Here is a 17,231-nt window from a genome sequence, read left to right as displayed (position 1 = left end):
GGTGGGCGACCCTAGCGCTAGTGTGTCCACCACACGTGTAACAACTGTTCTCTCCGCCCGGCCGACCGGGCTTCATCCGTGGGGAAGGCATTCCGTGAGTCCGACCCGCTCTAGGGAGCGGCGTACGCCTGTGCGCAGTCGCCGCGCATTGAAAAGCGCCGGTGCGCTAGGGCTGCTGGCGCTGTCCACCACCGCGTGCAGCGGCACCCGCCTGGGCATGCCCGAGCCGATCAGCATTCAGGGCGAACGCATGCTGCACCTGTGGCAGGGCTCCTGGATCGCGGCGTTCGCGGTCGGGGGCCTCGTCTGGGGCCTGATCATCTGGGCGGTGCTGTTCCATCGCAAGCGCTCCGACGACCTGCCGCCGCAGGTCCGCTACAACATGCCGATCGAGATCCTCTACACGGCGGTCCCGTTCGTCATCATCGCGGTCCTGTTCTACTTCACCGCCCGCGACGAGAACTTCGTCGAGAAGACCACCGACAATCCCTCGGTGGTGGTCGACGTGACCGGGTTCCAGTGGAGCTGGCAGTTCGACTACAAGGAGAAGGACGCCACGGGCAAGGAGAAGACGGTCGCCTCCGTCATCGGCCAGCCCGTGAACCCGAACGGTCCCGCCCCCGGCAAGCCGGTGATGACGATTCCCTCGGGCGAGACGGTTCGCGTGCGGCTGCACGCCAACGACGTCATCCACTCGTTCTGGGTCCCGGCGCTGATCTACAAGAAGGACGTCATGCCGGGCTACACCAACGAGTTCGAGTTCACGGCCACCAAGCTCGGTACCTACGAGGGCCGCTGCGCCGAGCTCTGCGGTGTCGACCACAGCCGGATGCTGTTCCAGCTGAAGGTCGTGACGCCCGAGCAGTACGACAAGTTCATCGCCGATTCGAAGGCCGCACTGGCCGCGGGAGGTGCCAAGTGACCACGACGAGTCACGCACCGAGCGCGCCGATCGCCGCGCCGCGGACGAGCAAGGGGCGCATCCTCGCCTCCTGGCTGTCGTCCACCGACCACAAGGTGATCGGCTACCTCTACCTGATCACGTCGTTCTTCATGTTCCTGTTCGGCGGCGTGCTCGCCCTGGTGATGCGCGCCGAGCTGTTCCAGCCCGGTCTGCAGGTCGTCAGCAACGAGCAGTTCAACCAGATGTTCACGATGCACGGCACGATCATGCTGCTGATGTTCGCGACGCCGCTGTTCGCCGGCTTCACGAACGTCATCATGCCGCTGCAGATCGGCGCGCCCGACGTGGCGTTCCCGCGGATGAACATGCTGGCGTACTGGCTGTTCCTGTTCGGCAGCCTGATCGCCCTGTCGGGCTTCCTGACCCCCAACGGCGCGGCCAGCTTCGGCTGGTTCGCCTACGCACCGCTGTCGGACGAGGTCCGTTCCCCCGGCGTCGGCGGCGACCTGTGGGTGATGGGCCTGGCGATGTCGGGCTTCGGCACCATCATGGGCGCGGTCAACTTCATCACCACGATCCTGTGCATGCGCGCGCCGGGCATGACGATGTTCCGGATGCCGATCTTCACCTGGAACGTCCTGCTGACCTCCATCCTGGTGCTGATCGCGTTCCCGCCCCTCGCCGCGGCGCTGCTGGCCCTGGAGGCCGACCGCAAGCTGGGCGCGCACATCTTCGACGCCTCCCACGGCGGCGCGTTGCTCTGGCAACACCTGTTCTGGTTCTTCGGGCATCCGGAGGTCTACATCATCGCCTTGCCCTTCTTCGGCATCGTGACGGAGATCCTCCCGGTGTTCAGCCGCAAACCGGTCTTCGGCTATATCGGCCTGGTCTTCGCGACCATCAGCATCACGGGCCTGTCCATCACCGTGTGGGCGCACCACATGTTCGTGACCGGCCAGGTGCTGCTGCCGTTCTTCTCCTTCATGTCGTTCCTCATCGCCGTGCCCACGGGGGTGAAGTTCTTCAACTGGGTGGGGACGATCTGGCGAGGACAACTGACGTTCGAGTCGCCGATGCTGTGGTCGCTGGGCTTCCTGGTGACGTTCCTGTTCGGCGGCCTCACCGGCGTCATCCTGGCGTCGCCGCCGATGGACTTCCACCTGTCGGACACCTACTTCGTGGTGGCGCACTTCCATTACGTCGTGTTCGGAACCGTGGTGTTCGCGATGTTCGCGGGCTTCTACTTCTGGTGGCCGAAGTGGACCGGCAAGATGCTGAACGACCGGCTCGGCCACATCCACTTCTGGATGCTGTTCATCGGCTTCCACGGCACGTTCCTCATCCAGCACTGGCTGGGTGCCGCGGGCATGCCGCGCCGGTACGCCGACTACGCCGCCGAGTTCCAGGGGCTGAACGAGATCTCCACGATCTTCTCGTTCCTGCTCGGCGCTTCCATGCTGCCGTTCTTCTACAACGTCTACATCACGTGGAAGAGGGGCAAGCGGGTCGAGGTCGACGACCCCTGGGGCTACGGTTCCTCGCTGGAGTGGGCGACGTCGTGCCCGCCCCCGCGGCACAACTTCAACTCCATTCCGAAGATCCGTTCCGAGCGGCCGGCGTTCGACCTGCACCACCCGCACGTGGGTGCCCAGGGCGAGCTGGCCGGGGCGAAGGGGGAGTAGCCGATGCGCGTCCAGGCGTTCATGTTCTACGGGTCGGCGCTCTTCTTCCTCGTCACCGACGTCGTGTACTGGCTCTGGTCCGGTGACTGGACGGGCACGACGGCGCTGGGACTGGCCGTCGGCCTCGCCGGGCTCATCGGGTTCTACATCCACTTCACGGTCCGGCGCCTCGAGCGCGCCAACGCCGGGCCGCTGTACGAGGACGACCCGGAGGGCGACATCGCCGACGCGGCCGGCGAGCTGGGCTTCTTCAGCCCGCACAGCTGGTGGCCGCTGTACGTCGGGCTGTCGGCCGCGGCGGTGGCGCTCGGCATCGTGTTCGGCTGGTGGCTGGTCATCCTCGGGGTGGCCGCCGCGATCATGTCGACGATCGGTCTCGTCTTCGAGTACTACCGGGGTCATTTCGCCCACTGATCAGTAAAAGAACCCCATCGGGGGCCGGTGTCCGCTTTTTTGCGGGTACCGGCCCTTTCACATACTGGGCGCCGCTCCAGCGACGGGGCTGGGCAGGCGGACCGATCGCCCAGTGGACGACCGGGGGGACCACATGCGGGTGGGTGGCTCAGGACCGGGAGACCGGGGACGGCGCACGGCCGCCGTGCTCGTCGGCGCGAGCATGGTGGCGGGGGCCGCGGCATGCTCGGGGGGCGAGGATCAGGACGGCACGAAAGCCGTGCGGCTGACGGTGTCGCCCGTGGGCGGCGGGAACGGGCTCGGGCCGGACAGCCCGATCGCCGTCCAGGCGCGCGGCGGCACCATCGAGAACGTGACGGTGTCGACGGGGGACAGTGAGGTCGAGGGAGACCTGAACGCCGAACGGACCCGGTGGCGCTCACGCTGGACGTTGACGCCGGGAGCGACCTACACGGTCGACGCGACGGCGCTCGGCGACGACGGCAGGACCCGGACCGTCAGGAGCCGCTTCACCACGGCCGAGGTGGAGAAGACGAACGACGTGACGATCGAGGCGCCGCGCGACGAGGAGACCGTCGGCGTCGGGATGCCCATCATCATGCAGTTCGAAAGCCCGGTGAAGGACAGGGCGGCGGTCGAGCGGGCGCTGGAGGTGCGCGCCGACAAGGCCGTCAAGGGCGCCTGGCGCTGGTTCGGCGACCAGGAGGTCGTGTTCCGGACGAAGGAGTACTGGCCCGCCCACACCGAGGTGACGTTCAAGGCCCACCTCAGCGGTGTGCGCACCGGCGGCGACGTGTACGGCGGGAAGAACTACAGCCTCGGCTTCAAGGTCGGTGACTCGCACGTCTCCACGGTGGGTGAGGACACCCACAAGATGGTCGTGAAGGCCAACGGCAAGAAGGTCCGCACCATCCCGACCAGCATGGGCAAGGGAGGGGTCCGCAAGTACACCACCACCAACGGCGTCCACCTGACGATGTCGAAGGAGGACCCCACCGTCATGACGTCCGAGTGGATGGGCATCAGCCCCGGAAGTCCGGGCGGCTACAGCCTGACCGTGTACAAGTCCGTGCGGATCTCCGACAGCGGCGAGTACGTCCACAGCGCGCCCTGGTCGGTCGGCAGCCAGGGCAGCGAGAACGTCAGCCACGGCTGCATCAACATCAGCCCGTCCAACGCGAAGTGGTTCTACGACTTCACTCAGCGCGGCGACCCGGTGGTGGTGACCGGATCGGACCGGGAACTCGAACCGGGGAACGGCTGGGGCTACTGGCAGCTCGGCTGGAAGGACTGGGTGAAGGGCAGTGCCCTGAAGCGGCCGGTCACGACGGCGCCGCAGGAGGACGCCTCGACGGTGTCCGCGGAGCAGGGCGGCCGAGCCGGGACCGGGCAGGACGGGCGGCGGGCGGAAGGCGACTGACGGCCCCGCGCCGCCCCATCCGCCTCGCCCTCAGTCGGGCCGCGTCTCCAGCGGCGGCGGCTCTTGAACGTGGTTGACGCGCGCCCACTCGCGGGCCATGGCGATCCTGTCGGGGCCCGGCGGGTGGGTCAGCCACAGCAGGCGCTCAAGTGCGTCCGGGGTCAGGTCGGAGATGTTGCGCACCGACAACTCGTGCTGCATCGACACGAACGTGGACGGGTCGCGGGTGAGGTTCAGCGCGTGCACGTCCGCCCGCGTCTCGATCTGCCGGCTGACGAGGTTCTGGACGGGGGCGCCGAACTGCGTCCCGGCCGTGACGAGCGCGAGGACGAGCGCGAGGGACCGCGGGTCGCGGGCCCCGGCGCCGCGGCCTCCGGGGCGGTGCTCGGGTGTCGCCGCGGGATCGACTCCCGCCCGGCGCAGGAGGCGCGGAGAGGTCATCAGGAGGTGCAGCAGGCACATGGACCCGGCGACGCCGAGCGCCCCCACGAGCGTGCCCCACAGGACGTCGTTGCGCTTGGCGTGGCCGAGTTCGTGCCCGACGATCGACTCGACCCGCTCGGGCGGCGACTCCAGCAGCGTGTCGTACAGGACGATGCGGCGCGTGGAACCGAACCCGGACACGTAGGCGTTGAGCGCCGTCGTCCTGCGGGAGGCGTCGGCGACGAGGACGTCGTCGACGGGCACGCCGTCCCGTTCGGCCATCGCCAGCAGGTCGCTGCGCAGGCGTCCCTGCTCCAGCGAGTGGAACTTGTTGAAGACGGGCTCGACGGCGATCGGGTAGATGAACGAGACCAGGACGACGAGGAGGAACCCGCCGGCGGCGGCGCCCGTCCACCAGTAGCGCGGGAAGCGGCGCACGACCGCGTACAGGAGCAGCAGGGCGACCGTGTAGATGACCCAGGTGACGCCGAGGGACTTGAGCTGGTCCACGAGCCACGCGGGCCAGCTCTGCGTCGACAGCCCGTACCGGCGCAGCACCGACTCGCTCCAGACGTCGAACGGGAGCCCGGCGACGCGCAGCAGCGTCGTCAGGGCGGCCGCACCGAGGACGACTCTCAGGGTCCAGTGCCGCAGGCGCTCCGGGGAGTGCGGGGGGGCGTCCCCCTCCGACCGGCGGGGCCACCGCCGGCTGCGCGCGGTGACCCGGCCGAGGAACCGTGCGCCCAGCGGGGTGAGACCCAGCGCGAAGATCAGGGCCAGGCCGAGGAGGAGGCCGGCGTAGGCGGGAGGGTTGATGGCCGAGTCGAACGCCTGGGATCGGGCGATCTCGGCGGCGGAGAAGTCCAGCGCCGGATCGGGCTCCACCTGCCCGCCCGCAACCCGATCGGGCAGCGGGTTCCACGGTGTGCTCAGCGCGAGGACGGTGCCGAGGGCGGCGAACAGCGCGGCGGCGGCGACGGCGGCGGCGATCCGGGGCCGCCGCATGGGGCCGGGGTCCCCGTCCCGGCGGGCGCCGGGCCCGGCCCGGTCCGCGTCCGCCTCCGCCTCGCTCATCTGAGCTCCCTCTTCAGGTAGTCGCGCCACAGGGCGGTGAAGCGGTCCCGGGTGAGTCCCAGCACGTCGCTCAGCGCGGTGGCCTCCGGGACGCGCCCGGCGGCGCGGTAGAGCCGCACGAGCGTCGCCTCACCGTACCGGTCGGCGACCATCCGGCAGGCGAGCCAGGCCTCCTGGTAGGACTGGGAGAGGCGTGCGGAGCCGCCGGAGAACGCGTCCGCGGCCGGCAGCGCGGACGGGACGCGTCCCGCGGCGACCTCGCGGTGCAGTTCGCCGGCCGCCGTCCGGACGCCGACCTCAGTCCGGAGGTAGCCGACATAGTCCGCGAAGCCCTCGATCAGCCACAGCGGGGTTCTGCGGTCGCGGGCGCCGCCGGTGGCGACATGGGTCAGTTCGTGGGTCAGGACCACGTCGCGCCCGAGTTCGTTGAGACGGCGGAAGGTGCCGGGGGAGATGACGACGCGGTCCTCGCCGTGGCCGCCGCCGGCGGACGGCGTGACGGTGGCGAGGGCCGCGATGCCGCCGAGGTTCTGGTCCGGACCGGCGAGGGCGGAGGCGAGGCCCGCGTCGGCGGGCACGAGAGCGACGACCCGCCGCGCCCATCCCCTGCCGACGGCGCCGGTGACGACGGGGACGGCCGCGTCCAGGCGTTCCGCGATCTCTTCCAGGCCGGGGGCCCCGGCGGCTGCGGCGTCGCCGATGACGAGGCTCGCGCGGCCCTTGACCACCGTCAGGGGGCCGCCGTCCCAGATGGCGGCGTCGTCCTCGAAGCCGTGGGACGACCCGTCGCCGACGATCGTCCAGACGCCGGAGCCGGGGGCGAGCGCCAGGTAGCGGGTGCGGACGACGTCGCCCCGGTCGAACCCCCGCAACCTGGAGCGCACCTCCAATCGGACGACCGCGACCCCCTGCTCGTCGTCCATCGACTGGGTGCCGATGGCACGTTCCTCCCAGCCGTCCAGGGGGAGCTTGCGGAGGTTGGCGTACAAGCGGGACTGGGCGTCCTGGAACGCGGCGGGGGCGGAGGCCACCGTCGCGAGGAAGGCCGCCGGGTTTCCGTCCTTCACCGCCCGCGCGCGGTTGGCGAGGACGGCGGCGGCGTCCGCGGGGCTGAACGCTCCGGCGGCCTGCGCGGCGTTGGGGGGCGGCGTCGCCTGGGCGTCCGGCGCTCCGTCGTCGCCGGAACGTGTGCCGAGGAGCCCCGCGCCGGCGCCCAGCAGCACGGCGGCCCCGCCGGCGCCCAGGGCGAGTGCCCTGCGGCGCGTGACGGGGCCGCCGTTTCCGGCCTGCCCGGGACCGTCCTCCATGCGCGTGATCCTATGCAGCCGGCGGGGGAGGAGGGGACGTCAGGACCTGTACTCGGGGTAGCCGTAGCCGACGACGGTGCCGGTCGAGCGTTCCCTGACCCGGACGGCGTTGTCGGTGTTGCCCTCGACCGCCTCGATGGTGCCGTCGTCGATCTTCTTGGTCACCATGCCGACGTGGACGATGTCGCCGATGTCCTTGCCGCCGTTCCAGGCGTAGAAGACGATCGCGCCGGGCTTGGGCTCGGTGCCCCAGCGCCCCTGGTCCCGGAACCACTCGGCGTGGGCGATGGTCCAGGCGTCGCTGCCGAACTGGTCGCTGAGGCCGATCTGCTCGCCGATCCATGAGACGAACATGTCGCACCAGGCGGCGTCGTCGTACGCCTGGACGGAGCCGCCGTCGCGCGCGACGGTCTCCTTGGCGCGGGCGGATTCCACGTACCACGTGTTGAACTTGGTCTTGCCGCTGCCGTCCTCCGCGATGCCGACCTGCGCCCTGGCGAGCTCGATGGCCTCGCCGGCGGTGGGCCGCGAATCCTCTGACGGCTTCTTGGGGGCGCCGGACTGCGGTCGGCCCTTTCCGGTGGGCTCGCCCTCCTTGCCACCGTCCTTGGACTTACTCCGGTTCTCGTCCTTGGAGCCGGACCTGTCCTTGGACGAGGACTTGGAACCGGGTGTGGACTTGCCCGCGTCCCCGCCGGCGGCCGGGCCGGCCGCGGCGGCGTGGGTGGGAACGGAGGCGAACGGCAGGACCGACGCCTGCGCGGTGGCCGCGGCGGTGCCGAGAACGGCGGCGCCGACGATCACGCCGCCGGCCGTCCGCCAGGTGATGGCCAAGGTACTGGGCTTGCGGTGCTTGCCCGGAATCTTCTTGCGATGCGCGCCTGGCATGGGGGATCTCCTGACTTCCATGCCGCCTACCGGGTTAGCTGACGGGTTCGGGCGTGGAAGCCGCCCTACGGCCCGCTGGGCAGGCCGATTCACCCCGAAAGGACACAGTGGGTCCCCGGCTCCGCGCTCCCGTGCGTCTGGGCACGGTGAACCGCGGACTCGGCGGTGGCGGCCCGGGGGCGGGCACGCCGGTTCGGATGGGGGTTCCGCCGGGCGGGGGCGCCCGTGCGGAAGGAAGGGAAAGCCGGGCGTGGCCGCACTCGGGCGGCCACGCCCAGGTAACGCTGCGGGTTTCTCTCCTTCTTCTTCCAGACGCCTACCGGGTTAGCTGACGGGTTCGGGCGTGGAAGTGGCCCTACGGCGGGCTCCCACCGTTCGGCGGTGAGAGACGCACCGATTCACCCCGGGTGCCGGAATGCCCGTCCAGGGACGGTCCCTGGACTCCGGCGGATATGGGTCCCCGGTTCCGCTCGTCGGCGGATTCGGCGCTGCCGCTGCGATCCTGGGGGCGTGATGGGGCCCGTGCGCGGGACCTGTCTCCCGCGTGCGAAAGAGCGGCGCCTGATGTTGTGTGTGCGGACGGCGGCCCGTTTGCGGGGACCGTCCTGGGCCTGATCCGCGGGATCCGCCGTGGCAGCGCTCTCAGCGCCATGCACGCTGCGGGCGTGCGCACGGTGGGCCGGGCCGGCCGGGTCTGCTGGGAGACCGTCTGCGGTACCCGTCGGGTACCGGGGGGCGACGCGTGGATCGTGCCGCCGGGGGGAGCGGCACGTGGCTCGCGCCGCAGTCACGCGGCAGCTGGATGTGCCGCGCGGGGGCCGTTGCGCCTGGTGGGCGCCTCGGGGCCACGGCGTCTGGAGGGCGCCGTGAGTGGTGACAACGTACCAAAGCCCCAACAGATGGCAAACCCCCCCAAAATCAACAACGGACCAGGTCAAGCCTGGTCCGCTGTCACAAAGGGCTCCGTCACGCCCATCGCGGGCGCTCCGGTGCGGGGCGTCAGGGGCGCCCGGCGCCGTAGTAGTTGCTCAGGTAGTAGCCCGAGGTGATGCTCACGACCTCGACGTTCTTGCCGGTGCGCGGCGCGTGGATCATCTTGCCGCCGCCCACGTACATGCCCATGTGCCCGAGGCCGCTGAAGAACACCAGGTCGCCGGGCTGCAGGTTGCTCTTGGACACCCGCTTGGTGGCGGCGTACTGGGTGTTGGTGGTGCGGGTGATGTTCACGCCCGCCGCGGCCCACGCCTTCATCGTCAGGCCGGAGCAGTCGTAGGAGTTCGGGCCGGTGGCGCCGTAGGAGTACGGCTTGCCGAGCTGGGCGTAGGCGAAGTTGAGCGCCACGCGGGCCGAGCCGCTGGCCGGGCCGTTGTAGGTGCCGCCGACGCTGCCCGAGCCGCCGGACGAGGTCCCGCCGCCGAGCCGCCGCAGCAGGGCCTTCTGCTTGGCGACCTCCTTGTCGAGCTTCTTCTTCTGCTCCTTCAGCTCCGTGCTCTTGGCCTTCACATCGTCGTAGGAGGCCTTGGCCTGCGCCTCCTCGCGGCGGAGCCGCTGGGCGGTCGCGAGGAACTGGGTCAGCTGGGAGCTGCGCTCGTGCGACAGATGCGAGAAGACGGCCGCCTGGTCCAGGATCGCCTGCGGGTCGCCGGTGCCGACGAAGCCGGTGACGTTGGCCGTGTCACCGTTCTTGTACGCGGCGGCCGCCATCTGGGCGATCTTGGCGCGCTGCTCCTCGAAGGCGGCCTGCTCCCGCTTGCTCGACTTGCTCGCGACCTTGTACTTCTTCTTGGCGATCTTGAGCTTCTCGTTGAGCTGGTTGAACTTCTCGACCTTCTGGTCCATCTCCTCGGCCAGCTTGTCGAGCTTCTTCTGGACCTGCGCCCTGGTCGGCTCGGGCTCGGCGTGCGCCACGACCGGGGGAGACGCGAGGGAGACCGTCAGCGTCAGGCACGCGACGGCCGCCAGGCGACGGGAGGCGCCTCTGTTCGCCGCGCCCCCTCGCCGGTCGCGCTCGTGCGCTGCTTGCCCGATGAGATCATTGGCCACGGTCGGTTTCGCCCCTCTCGTCCACGACAGTCAGCGGATGACATTAGCGATACGCAACAACCGTCACAACCGGTTCATCACTCTTTAGCTGGCTTAACTCGGAATAAGCGCCATCCGTGCCGACGTGATCACACAGCGCGATAAAGGCGTCATGGCGGGCGTCCTGATCGCGGCCGCCGCGCGCCGCCCGGCTAGGAGCGGCCGAGGCGGCGCAGCAGCAGCGTGGACGGGCAGGGCCGGGCATCGGCGCGGCGCGCTGCGTCGGCCACCTCCCGGTCGGACGAGACCACCACCACCGCGCGGCCCTGCGGCTCCGCCCGGACCAGCTCGCCGATCAGCTCGTCGGCGGTCTGCCCGGGACGGCTGAACAGCACCCGGACGCCGCGCGGCGCCGCGATGGCCACCGGCGCGTCCAGCTCCGCGCCGTCGAACACGCACGTCACCTCCGCGCGGGTCTGCGCGGCCAGCCCGCCGAGCCCCGACAGCAGCCGGCTGCGCTGGTCGGCGAGCGGCAGTTCCCCGTACCCGGTCTTGGTGACGTTGTAGCCGTCCACGACGAGGTGCACCCGCGGCAGGGTCAGCAGCCGGTCGAGCAGCTGCGGGTCACTGTCGGACAGGGCCCGGCCGGGGAGCGCGCGGTGCGCCTGCCGATCGGGCTCCAGGCCGCCGACCGCGTCCGCGGGACGGCCGATGGTGGAGGGCAGCGCCAGCTCCCGGCGGACGCCCTGCGCCGCGTCCAGGAGCGTGTCGAGCAGCATCCGCAGCCGGACGTCGTCGACGTTGCGGCCCTCCCGCGCGGCCCGCTTGGCCGCCTCGGCGGCGGCCTCGGCCTGCACGGCACGGGCGCGCAGCCGGCGCAGCTCCTTCTCGGACGCGGCGGTCGACTCGCGCGCGGCCGCCTGCTCGCGGCCGGCCTCCGCCGCGACCGCGCCGGCCCGCTCCTCCGCGGCCCGGAACCTGGTGCGCGCCTCGTGCAGCTTGCGGCGCAGCTCCGCCACCTCGGCCTTGGTCTCGCGCAGTTCGGCGCGCAGCCGGTCCACCTCGGCGCCGCGGGCGCTGCGGGCGGCGGCGAGTTCCTCCTTGAGCGCGGCGACCCGGCGCTCGGCGGCCTCCTCCTCCGAGGCGGTCGCGGAGCGGTCCAGCTCCTCGCGCGCGGACTCGACGAGGTCCGTCCAGCCCTCGGGACGCAGCAGGTAGGCCAGCACCGCCACCCGCACAGGGTCGGCGGCCGGCGGCACGTTCCCGGCCTCCACGGCCTCCACCAGGTCGGCCTGCGCCTCGCGCAGCGGTTCGGCGACGCGCCGCCGGAAGGCGGAGTCCTTCTCCAGCACCGCCGCGATGTGCTGCCCGGCGAGCTTGGCGCGCTTGCGGCGCTCGAACCGCGCGAACCGGCGCAGCGGGGCGGGAACCTCGTCATGGGGCAGCGCCCCGATCAGCTCGGCGGCGACCTCGACGACGCTCTGCCGCACGGCTTCGGGGAGCGGCCTGCTCAGACGCACGTCCGGGCGGGCCGGAGGGTCCGTTCCCTCGGATGGACGCGGCCTCTCTGCGGATTCTTCGCAACCGGGGGTCGCTTCGGGGCCGCTGTCGATGATCCCGCTCCTTCCGGGCTTCGCCGCCGGTGGGCTGTGTCTTCCCGAGCCGCCCGCACTTAACCAGCACGAACGTGCAATCGGACGGATCGCGCCGGTCCCCCCGGAGCCGCCCCGTGGCCCCCGGCCCGGCGGGACGTGCCGGCGCCCCTCAACCCTAGCGGGCCGGGCTTCTGTCGGTGGCGTCCTCTACGGTCGCGCACATGACGGCTGCGCACGGTGTCCAGGGGGCCGGTGTCCAGGGAACTCTGGACGACCTCGGCACGCCATTGTCCGAGGTCACCTTCGTGGTGGTCGACCTGGAGACCACGGGCGGCTCGGCCGCCGACTCGGCCATCACCGAGATCGGCGCGGTCAAGGTCCGCGGCGGAGAGGACCTCGGCGAACTCGGCACGCTCGTCGATCCCGGCGGGCCCGTCCCGCCGTTCATCACCGCGCTGACCGGCATCACCACGTCGATGGTGACGGCCGCGCCGCGCATCGAGTCGGTGCTGCCCGCGTTCCTGGAGTTCGCGCGCGGCGGCGTGCTCGTCGCGCACAACGCGTCCTTCGACATCGGCTTCCTCAAGGCCGCCTGCGCCGAGCACGGCCACGCCTGGCCCACGTTCCCCGTCGTCGACACCGTCGACCTCGCCCGCCGCGTCCTGTCCAAGGAAGAGGTGCCCAACTGCAAGCTCGGCACGCTCGCCCGCTTCTTCCGCACCACCACCGAGCCGACGCACCGGGCGCTCGCCGACGCCCGCGCCACCGTGGAGGTCCTGCACGGCCTGATCGAGCGGCTCGGCTCCTTCAACGTCACCACGCTCGAGGAGATGCGCGGCTTCGCCAAGGCCCCCACGCCCGAGCAGCGCCGCAAACGCCACCTCGCCGACGACGTCCCGAGCACGCCCGGCGTCTACCTGTTCGAGGACGCCTCCGGCGAGGTGCTGTACGTCGGCAAGAGCGGCGACCTGCGCTCGCGGGTGCGCAGCTACTTCACCGGCTCGGAGACGCGGTGGCGCGTCCGCGAGATGGTCGGCCTCGCCGAGAACGTCCGGACGATCGAGTGCGCCACCGGGCTGGAGGCCGAAGTCCGCGAGCTGCGGCTGATCGCCGAGCACAAGCCCCGCTACAACCGCCGGTCCAAGTTCCCCGAGCGGGCCATCTGGCTGAAGCTGACCGTGGAGCCGTTCCCGCGGCTGTCCATCGTCCGCGAGTGCCGCACCGACGGCGCCCGCTACCTCGGGCCGATCCCGTCCCGCCGGCAGGCCGAGGAGGCGCGGGCGGCGCTGCACGAGGCCGTCCCCCTGCGCCAGTGCACCCAGCGGCTGACGCTCCGGCTGATCGAGCGCGGCGGTGCCCGCGCGTGCGCGCTCGCCGAGATCGGCCGCTGCGGCGCGCCCTGCGACGGCCGCGAGTCCGCCGACGCCTACGCGGTCCACGTCGGCACGGCGCGTTCGGTCATGGAGGGCGACGTGCGTCCCGTCGTGGCCGCCGCCCAGGTGCGCATCGACCGGCTCGCCTCCGAACTGCGCTACGAGGAGGCCGCCGCCCAGCGCGACCGGCTCGCCGCGTTCGTCCGCGCCGCCGCCCGCGGGCAGCGGCTCGCCGCGCTGGCCCGGCTCCCCGAGATGGTGGCCGCCCGTCCCGGCTTCGACGGCGGCTGGGAGCTGTCGGTCGTGCGCTACGGACGGCTCGCCGCCGCCGGGACCGTTCCGCCCCGCGCCCACCCCCGCCCCTACGTCGACGCGCTCATCGCCACCGCCGAGACCGTCTTCCCGCCCGCGGGCGAAGCGCCCGGCGGCGTCGCGCTCGGTGAGCCGCCCTCGGCGGGCGCCACGGCCGAGGAGATGGAGTGCGTGCTGCGGTGGCTCGATCTGCCCGGTGTCCGCCTGGTCGAGGTCGACGGCGCCTGGACGTGCCCCGCGCACGGCGCCGAGGGCCTGCGCGAGCTGATCGACCGCGCCTACGACAGGACGTACGAGCGGCGTGAGCCGTCCCATTCCCGGCCCGGCCGCCGCTAAGGTGATCGGGGAAGCTCGGCGCCCGGAGAGGACTGCACCCGCGAATGGCCCTGCCTCTCTACGACAGCCAGCCGGCCCGGCGCGTCCCGTGGGTGACGTACCTGCTGGTCGCGGCCAACGTGGTGGTGTTCCTGCTCACCCCGATGTCGAACTTCGCCACCTGGTACGGCGAGGACCGGGTCCGCGAGTGCAAGGCCGCGCATTTCACCTACGAGTACGGCGCCGTCCCCAAGGAGCTGACGACCGGCGACCAGCAGCCGGTGCCGACCGACATCGTGCGCCAGTGCGGGCCCGCGGGCTTCGACAAGGCGCCCTGGACGTCGGCATTCACCTCGATGTTCCTGCACTCGGGGGCACTGCACCTGCTCGGCAACCTGGTCGCGCTGTTCGTCGTCGGGATGGGCGTCGAGGACCGGCTCGGACGATGGCGCTACCTGTTCAGCTACCTGGTCTTCGGGCTCGCGGCCGTCTACGGCTTCGCATGGACGTCGCCGGACTCCGTCATCCCGCTCATCGGCGCGTCCGGCGCCATCGCCGGGGTGATGGGCGCCTACGTGATCCTCAACCCCCGGGGCCGCATCGTGAGCTTCGTGCCGCCGATCATCGTGATCCGGCTGCCGGTGTGGGTGGTGCTCGGGTACTGGTTCGTCCTGCAGTGGCTGTCTCTGGGCGACGAGCAGAGCAACGTGGCCTACACCGCGCACATCTACGGTTTCGTCGCCGGAGTGGTGTTCGCGCTCCTCGCCCGCCGGGCAGGTGCGGCCGGACGCCTCGCCGCGCTGAGCCGCGGCTGACCCGTGCCCGGTAGGGTCGGAGTGTCGCAATCTCAGGGGGAGGATGAAGTGGTCACTGCGATCGTGTTCGTCAAGGCCGACGTCGCGCGCATCCACGAGGTGGCCGAGACGATCGCCGCCCTGGACGGCGTCAGCGAGGTCTACTCCATCACCGGGGAGCACGACCTGATGGCGATGGTCCGGGTGGGCCGCCACGAGGCGCTGAACGACGTCATCCCGGGCCGCCTGAACAAGGTCCCCGGCGTCCTCGGCACCGAGACGCACATCGCGTTCCGCACCTACTCCCAGCACGACCTGGAGCAGGCGTTCGCCCTGGGCCTCCCCGACGCCGACTGACAGAGATCCCCGCCACAACCTCTGTGGTCAGTACAGCTAGCGCAGCCTCTGGGAGAGGTCGACCCAGTTGTCCAGGAGCGTGCTCGCGGCGCCGGAGTCGACGGCGGCCGCGGCGCGTTCGTAGCCGTCCCGCAGGGCCCCGGTGAGCCCGCCGGCGGCCGGCGCGCCGTCGTAGGCCGTGATGAGCGCGGCGGCGTTCAGCAGCACCATGTCGCGGACGGGGCCCGGCCGCCCGGCGAACGTCTCGCGGGCCGCCCGGCCGTTGAAGTCGGGGCCCGCGCCGCGCAGGTCCTCCGGCTCGGCCGGCGGGATGCCGAGGTCGGACGGGTCGAACGTCGTCTCCGTCGCCGTCCCGTCGCGGACGACCCACACCGTCGAGGTGCCGGTGGTCGTCAGCTCGTCCAGGCCGTCGTCGCCGCGGAACACCAGCGACGAGCAGCCGCGGGCGGCGAACACGCCGGCGACGACGCCGGCCATCCGCGGGTGGAACACCCCGACCGCCTGGGAGGTGGGACGCGCCGGGTTCGTCAGCGGGCCGAGGAAGTTGAACACCGTCGGCGTGCCGAGTTCGCTGCGCGGCTTGGCGGTGTGCTTGAACGCGGGGTGGTACAGCGGCGCGAAGCAGAAGGCGATGCCGAGCTCCTCGGCGACCCGCTCGGTGGCCCCGGGGGACAGGTCGATGGCGACGCCGAGGTTCTCCAGCAGGTCCGCGGCGCCGCACGACGACGACGCCGCCCGGTTGCCGTGCTTGACGACCCGGACGCCCGAGGCCGCGGCGACCACGGCCGCCATCGTGGAGATGTTGACCGTGTGCGCCCGGTCGCCGCCGGTCCCGACGAGGTCGGCGATGGGGCCCGGCACGTCCACGGGGGTGGCGTTGTCCATCATGCCGTCGGCGAGGCCGGTGACCTCCTCGACCGTCTCGCCCTTGGCGCGCAGCGCGACCGCGAAGCCCGCGATCTGCACGTCGGTGGCCTCCCCGGCCATGATGCTGTTCATGGCCCAGGAGGTCTCCTCGCTGGACAGCGAGTCGCCCGAGAGCAGGGCGTTGAGGAGTGCGGGCCAGGTGGTGCGCGCGTCCATGTCCCCTACAGCGTCGATCGGTTGACGGGTTGGGCGGGCCGGCCGGCTAGAGGACCGGCAGGCGGGTCTCGATGCGCTTGCGCATCAGGCCGGCGAGCGCGTTGGCGACGGCGATCGGGTCGAGCGGGAGGCTCACGACCGCGTCCGCGCGCGACCAGGTCGCGAGCCAGCCGTCGTCGCGGCGGCCGATGATCGCGAGGACGGGCGGGCAGTCGTACACCTCGTCCTTGGCCTGCCGGCAGACGCCGAGGCCGCCCGCGGGCTGCGCCTCGCCGTCCACGATAAGGACGTCGATGTCGCCCTCGTCGAGCCGCTCGATGAGGGCGGGCCGCGTCGCCCGCTCGATGAACTCGACCTTCGGGAGGCCGGCGGCGGGGCGGCGCCCGACCGCCATCCGGATCTGGGCGCGGGTGTTCGCGTCGTCGCTGTAGACGAGAACCTTCATCGGGCTCTCCGGGACGGTGCTCATGGACGTGAAGGTTACCGGGTCGGGAGCGCCGGGGACACGCTCGGGAACCCTAGAAGGGGGGTCATGCGTCACTCACGGGATGGGGGCGCAATAATGTCGCCCGTGACAGCATCCGCGATAGAGACAACACCTCACGCACGGGCGAACCGTCCCAATCTGGTCAGCGTGGGGACGATCGTTTGGCTGTCGTCCGAGCTGATGTTCTTCGCGGCGCTGTTCGCGATGTTCTTCACGATCCGCTCCGTGACGATCGGCCAGTCCGGGCAGGACGCCTGGCCGGGCGCCCCGCTGGACCTGCCGCTTTCGGCCTTCAACACCACGATCCTGGTGCTGTCCTCGGTGACGTGCCAGATCGGGGTGTTCAAGGCGGAGGCCGGCAAGGTGGGCCGCGACGGCGGCCTGCTGAACTTCCGGCGCTGGGGGCTGCGTGAGTGGTACGTGCTCACGTTCCTCATGGGCGCCTACTTCGTGGCCGGCCAGGGGTACGAGTACTACAACCTGGTCACCCACGACGGGCTGACCTTCTCTTCCTCGGCCTACGGGTCGGTCTTCTACCTGTCGACCGGCTTCCACGGCCTGCACGTCATCGGCGGCCTCATCGCCTTCCTGTTCATCCTCGGGCGGACCTACGCCGCGAAGCGCTGGACGCACGAGCAGGCGACGAGCGCGATCGTCGTGTCCTACTACTGGCATTTCGTCGACGTGGTGTGGATCGGCCTGTTCTCGGTCGTCTACCTTCTCGACGTCTGACCGGCCCGACGACCCTGACCCACCAGAAGACATGACCCGAACGGGGATT

Annotated in this window: 15 protein-coding genes and 2 riboswitches; of the genes, 8 read left to right on the top strand and 7 right to left on the bottom strand. The window is 71.3% G+C overall.

The features are described from left to right. The first annotated feature begins 148 nt into the window (after positions 1–148). From coxB to ACGFIS_RS08525, 4 genes are all read left to right on the top strand, one after another. Positions 149–922 carry a cytochrome c oxidase subunit II gene (gene coxB / locus ACGFIS_RS08540; protein ID WP_392902530.1) on the top strand — a complete coding sequence of 258 codons (774 nt, stop codon included), beginning with the start codon at positions 149–151 and terminating at the stop codon, positions 920–922. After that, the gene (ctaD, locus tag ACGFIS_RS08535; protein WP_392902532.1) at positions 919–2,586 is read left to right on the top strand and encodes a cytochrome c oxidase subunit I; all 1,668 of its coding nucleotides are present in this window, start codon (positions 919–921) and stop codon (positions 2,584–2,586) included. The genes coxB and ctaD overlap by 4 nt, the downstream gene beginning before the upstream one ends. Positions 2,587–2,589: 3 nt before the next feature. Next, entirely contained in the window at positions 2,590–3,000 is a 411-nt protein-coding gene (locus ACGFIS_RS08530) for a cytochrome c oxidase subunit 4 (protein ID WP_392902534.1), read from the top strand. Between the two features lie 139 nt (positions 3,001–3,139). Further along, positions 3,140–4,420, top strand: a complete 1,281-nt coding sequence (locus ACGFIS_RS08525; RefSeq protein ID WP_392970034.1) for an Ig-like domain-containing protein — start codon at positions 3,140–3,142, stop codon at positions 4,418–4,420. 30 nt (positions 4,421–4,450) lie between these two features. Here the strand turns inward: ACGFIS_RS08525 and ACGFIS_RS08520 are convergent, their stop codons facing one another. The 5 genes from ACGFIS_RS08520 to ACGFIS_RS08500 all read right to left on the bottom strand — a co-directional run bounded on the left by ACGFIS_RS08520 (position 4,451) and on the right by ACGFIS_RS08500 (position 11,648). Then, positions 4,451–5,917, bottom strand: coding sequence for a M48 family metallopeptidase (locus ACGFIS_RS08520; protein ID WP_392902538.1), 1,467 nt, complete (start codon positions 5,915–5,917; stop codon positions 4,451–4,453). Then, complete coding sequence (locus ACGFIS_RS08515) at positions 5,914–7,224, bottom strand: hypothetical protein (RefSeq protein WP_392902540.1); 1,311 nt, start codon at positions 7,222–7,224, stop codon at positions 5,914–5,916. Before ACGFIS_RS08515 ends, ACGFIS_RS08520 begins: the two co-directional genes overlap by 4 nt. A 39-nt stretch (positions 7,225–7,263) precedes the next feature. Beyond that, on the bottom strand, positions 7,264–8,112 hold the full coding sequence (locus ACGFIS_RS08510) for a CHAP domain-containing protein (RefSeq protein WP_392902542.1): 849 nt from the start codon (positions 8,110–8,112) through the stop codon (positions 7,264–7,266). Between the two features lie 8 nt (positions 8,113–8,120). After that, positions 8,121–8,287: riboswitch (cyclic di-AMP (ydaO/yuaA leader) on the bottom strand. A 123-nt stretch (positions 8,288–8,410) separates the two neighbouring features. Then, a riboswitch (cyclic di-AMP (ydaO/yuaA leader) is annotated at positions 8,411–8,610 on the bottom strand. Between the two features lie 501 nt (positions 8,611–9,111). Beyond that, positions 9,112–10,155: an NlpC/P60 family protein gene (locus ACGFIS_RS08505; protein ID WP_392902544.1), complete on the bottom strand. Its 1,044-nt coding sequence runs from the start codon at positions 10,153–10,155 to the stop codon at positions 9,112–9,114. 191 nt (positions 10,156–10,346) lie between these two features. Further along, the gene (locus ACGFIS_RS08500) at positions 10,347–11,648 is read right to left on the bottom strand and encodes an NYN domain-containing protein (RefSeq protein WP_392902887.1); all 1,302 of its coding nucleotides are present in this window, start codon (positions 11,646–11,648) and stop codon (positions 10,347–10,349) included. 302 nt (positions 11,649–11,950) lie between these two features. Here ACGFIS_RS08500 and ACGFIS_RS08495 point away from each other — a divergent pair, with 302 nt between their 5' ends. From ACGFIS_RS08495 to ACGFIS_RS08485, 3 genes are read left to right on the top strand one after another with little or no spacing between them, the layout of a single operon-like run. After that, complete coding sequence (locus ACGFIS_RS08495; protein WP_392902546.1) at positions 11,951–13,750, top strand: DEDD exonuclease domain-containing protein; 1,800 nt, start codon at positions 11,951–11,953, stop codon at positions 13,748–13,750. 44 nt (positions 13,751–13,794) lie between these two features. Then, a complete protein-coding gene (locus ACGFIS_RS08490; RefSeq protein ID WP_392902548.1) occupies positions 13,795–14,544 on the top strand; it encodes a rhomboid family intramembrane serine protease in 750 nt (249 codons plus the stop codon). A gap of 48 nt (positions 14,545–14,592) precedes the next feature. Next, positions 14,593–14,880 (top strand): Lrp/AsnC family transcriptional regulator, encoded by a 288-nt coding sequence (locus ACGFIS_RS08485; protein ID WP_392902551.1) that lies wholly within the window; start codon positions 14,593–14,595, stop codon positions 14,878–14,880. A 36-nt stretch (positions 14,881–14,916) separates the two neighbouring features. Here ACGFIS_RS08485 and trpD read toward each other — a convergent pair whose 3' ends face one another. Further along, on the bottom strand, positions 14,917–15,963 hold the full coding sequence (gene trpD / locus ACGFIS_RS08480; RefSeq protein ID WP_392902555.1) for an anthranilate phosphoribosyltransferase: 1,047 nt from the start codon (positions 15,961–15,963) through the stop codon (positions 14,917–14,919). 46 nt (positions 15,964–16,009) lie between these two features. After that, positions 16,010–16,432 (bottom strand): hypothetical protein, encoded by a 423-nt coding sequence (locus ACGFIS_RS08475; RefSeq protein WP_392902558.1) that lies wholly within the window; start codon positions 16,430–16,432, stop codon positions 16,010–16,012. Between the two features lie 93 nt (positions 16,433–16,525). Here ACGFIS_RS08475 and ACGFIS_RS08470 point away from each other — a divergent pair, with 93 nt between their 5' ends. Further along, positions 16,526–17,182 (top strand): heme-copper oxidase subunit III, encoded by a 657-nt coding sequence (locus tag ACGFIS_RS08470; protein WP_392902561.1) that lies wholly within the window; start codon positions 16,526–16,528, stop codon positions 17,180–17,182. Positions 17,183–17,231: the final 49 nt, after the last annotated feature.

The sequence above is a fragment of the Spirillospora sp. NPDC048824 genome, from assembly GCF_043198455.1.
Taxonomy (GTDB): domain Bacteria; phylum Actinomycetota; class Actinomycetes; order Streptosporangiales; family Streptosporangiaceae; genus Spirillospora.
The sequence above is the reverse complement of the archived record's forward strand: the minus strand, read 5'-3'. Positions and strand labels throughout refer to the sequence as shown.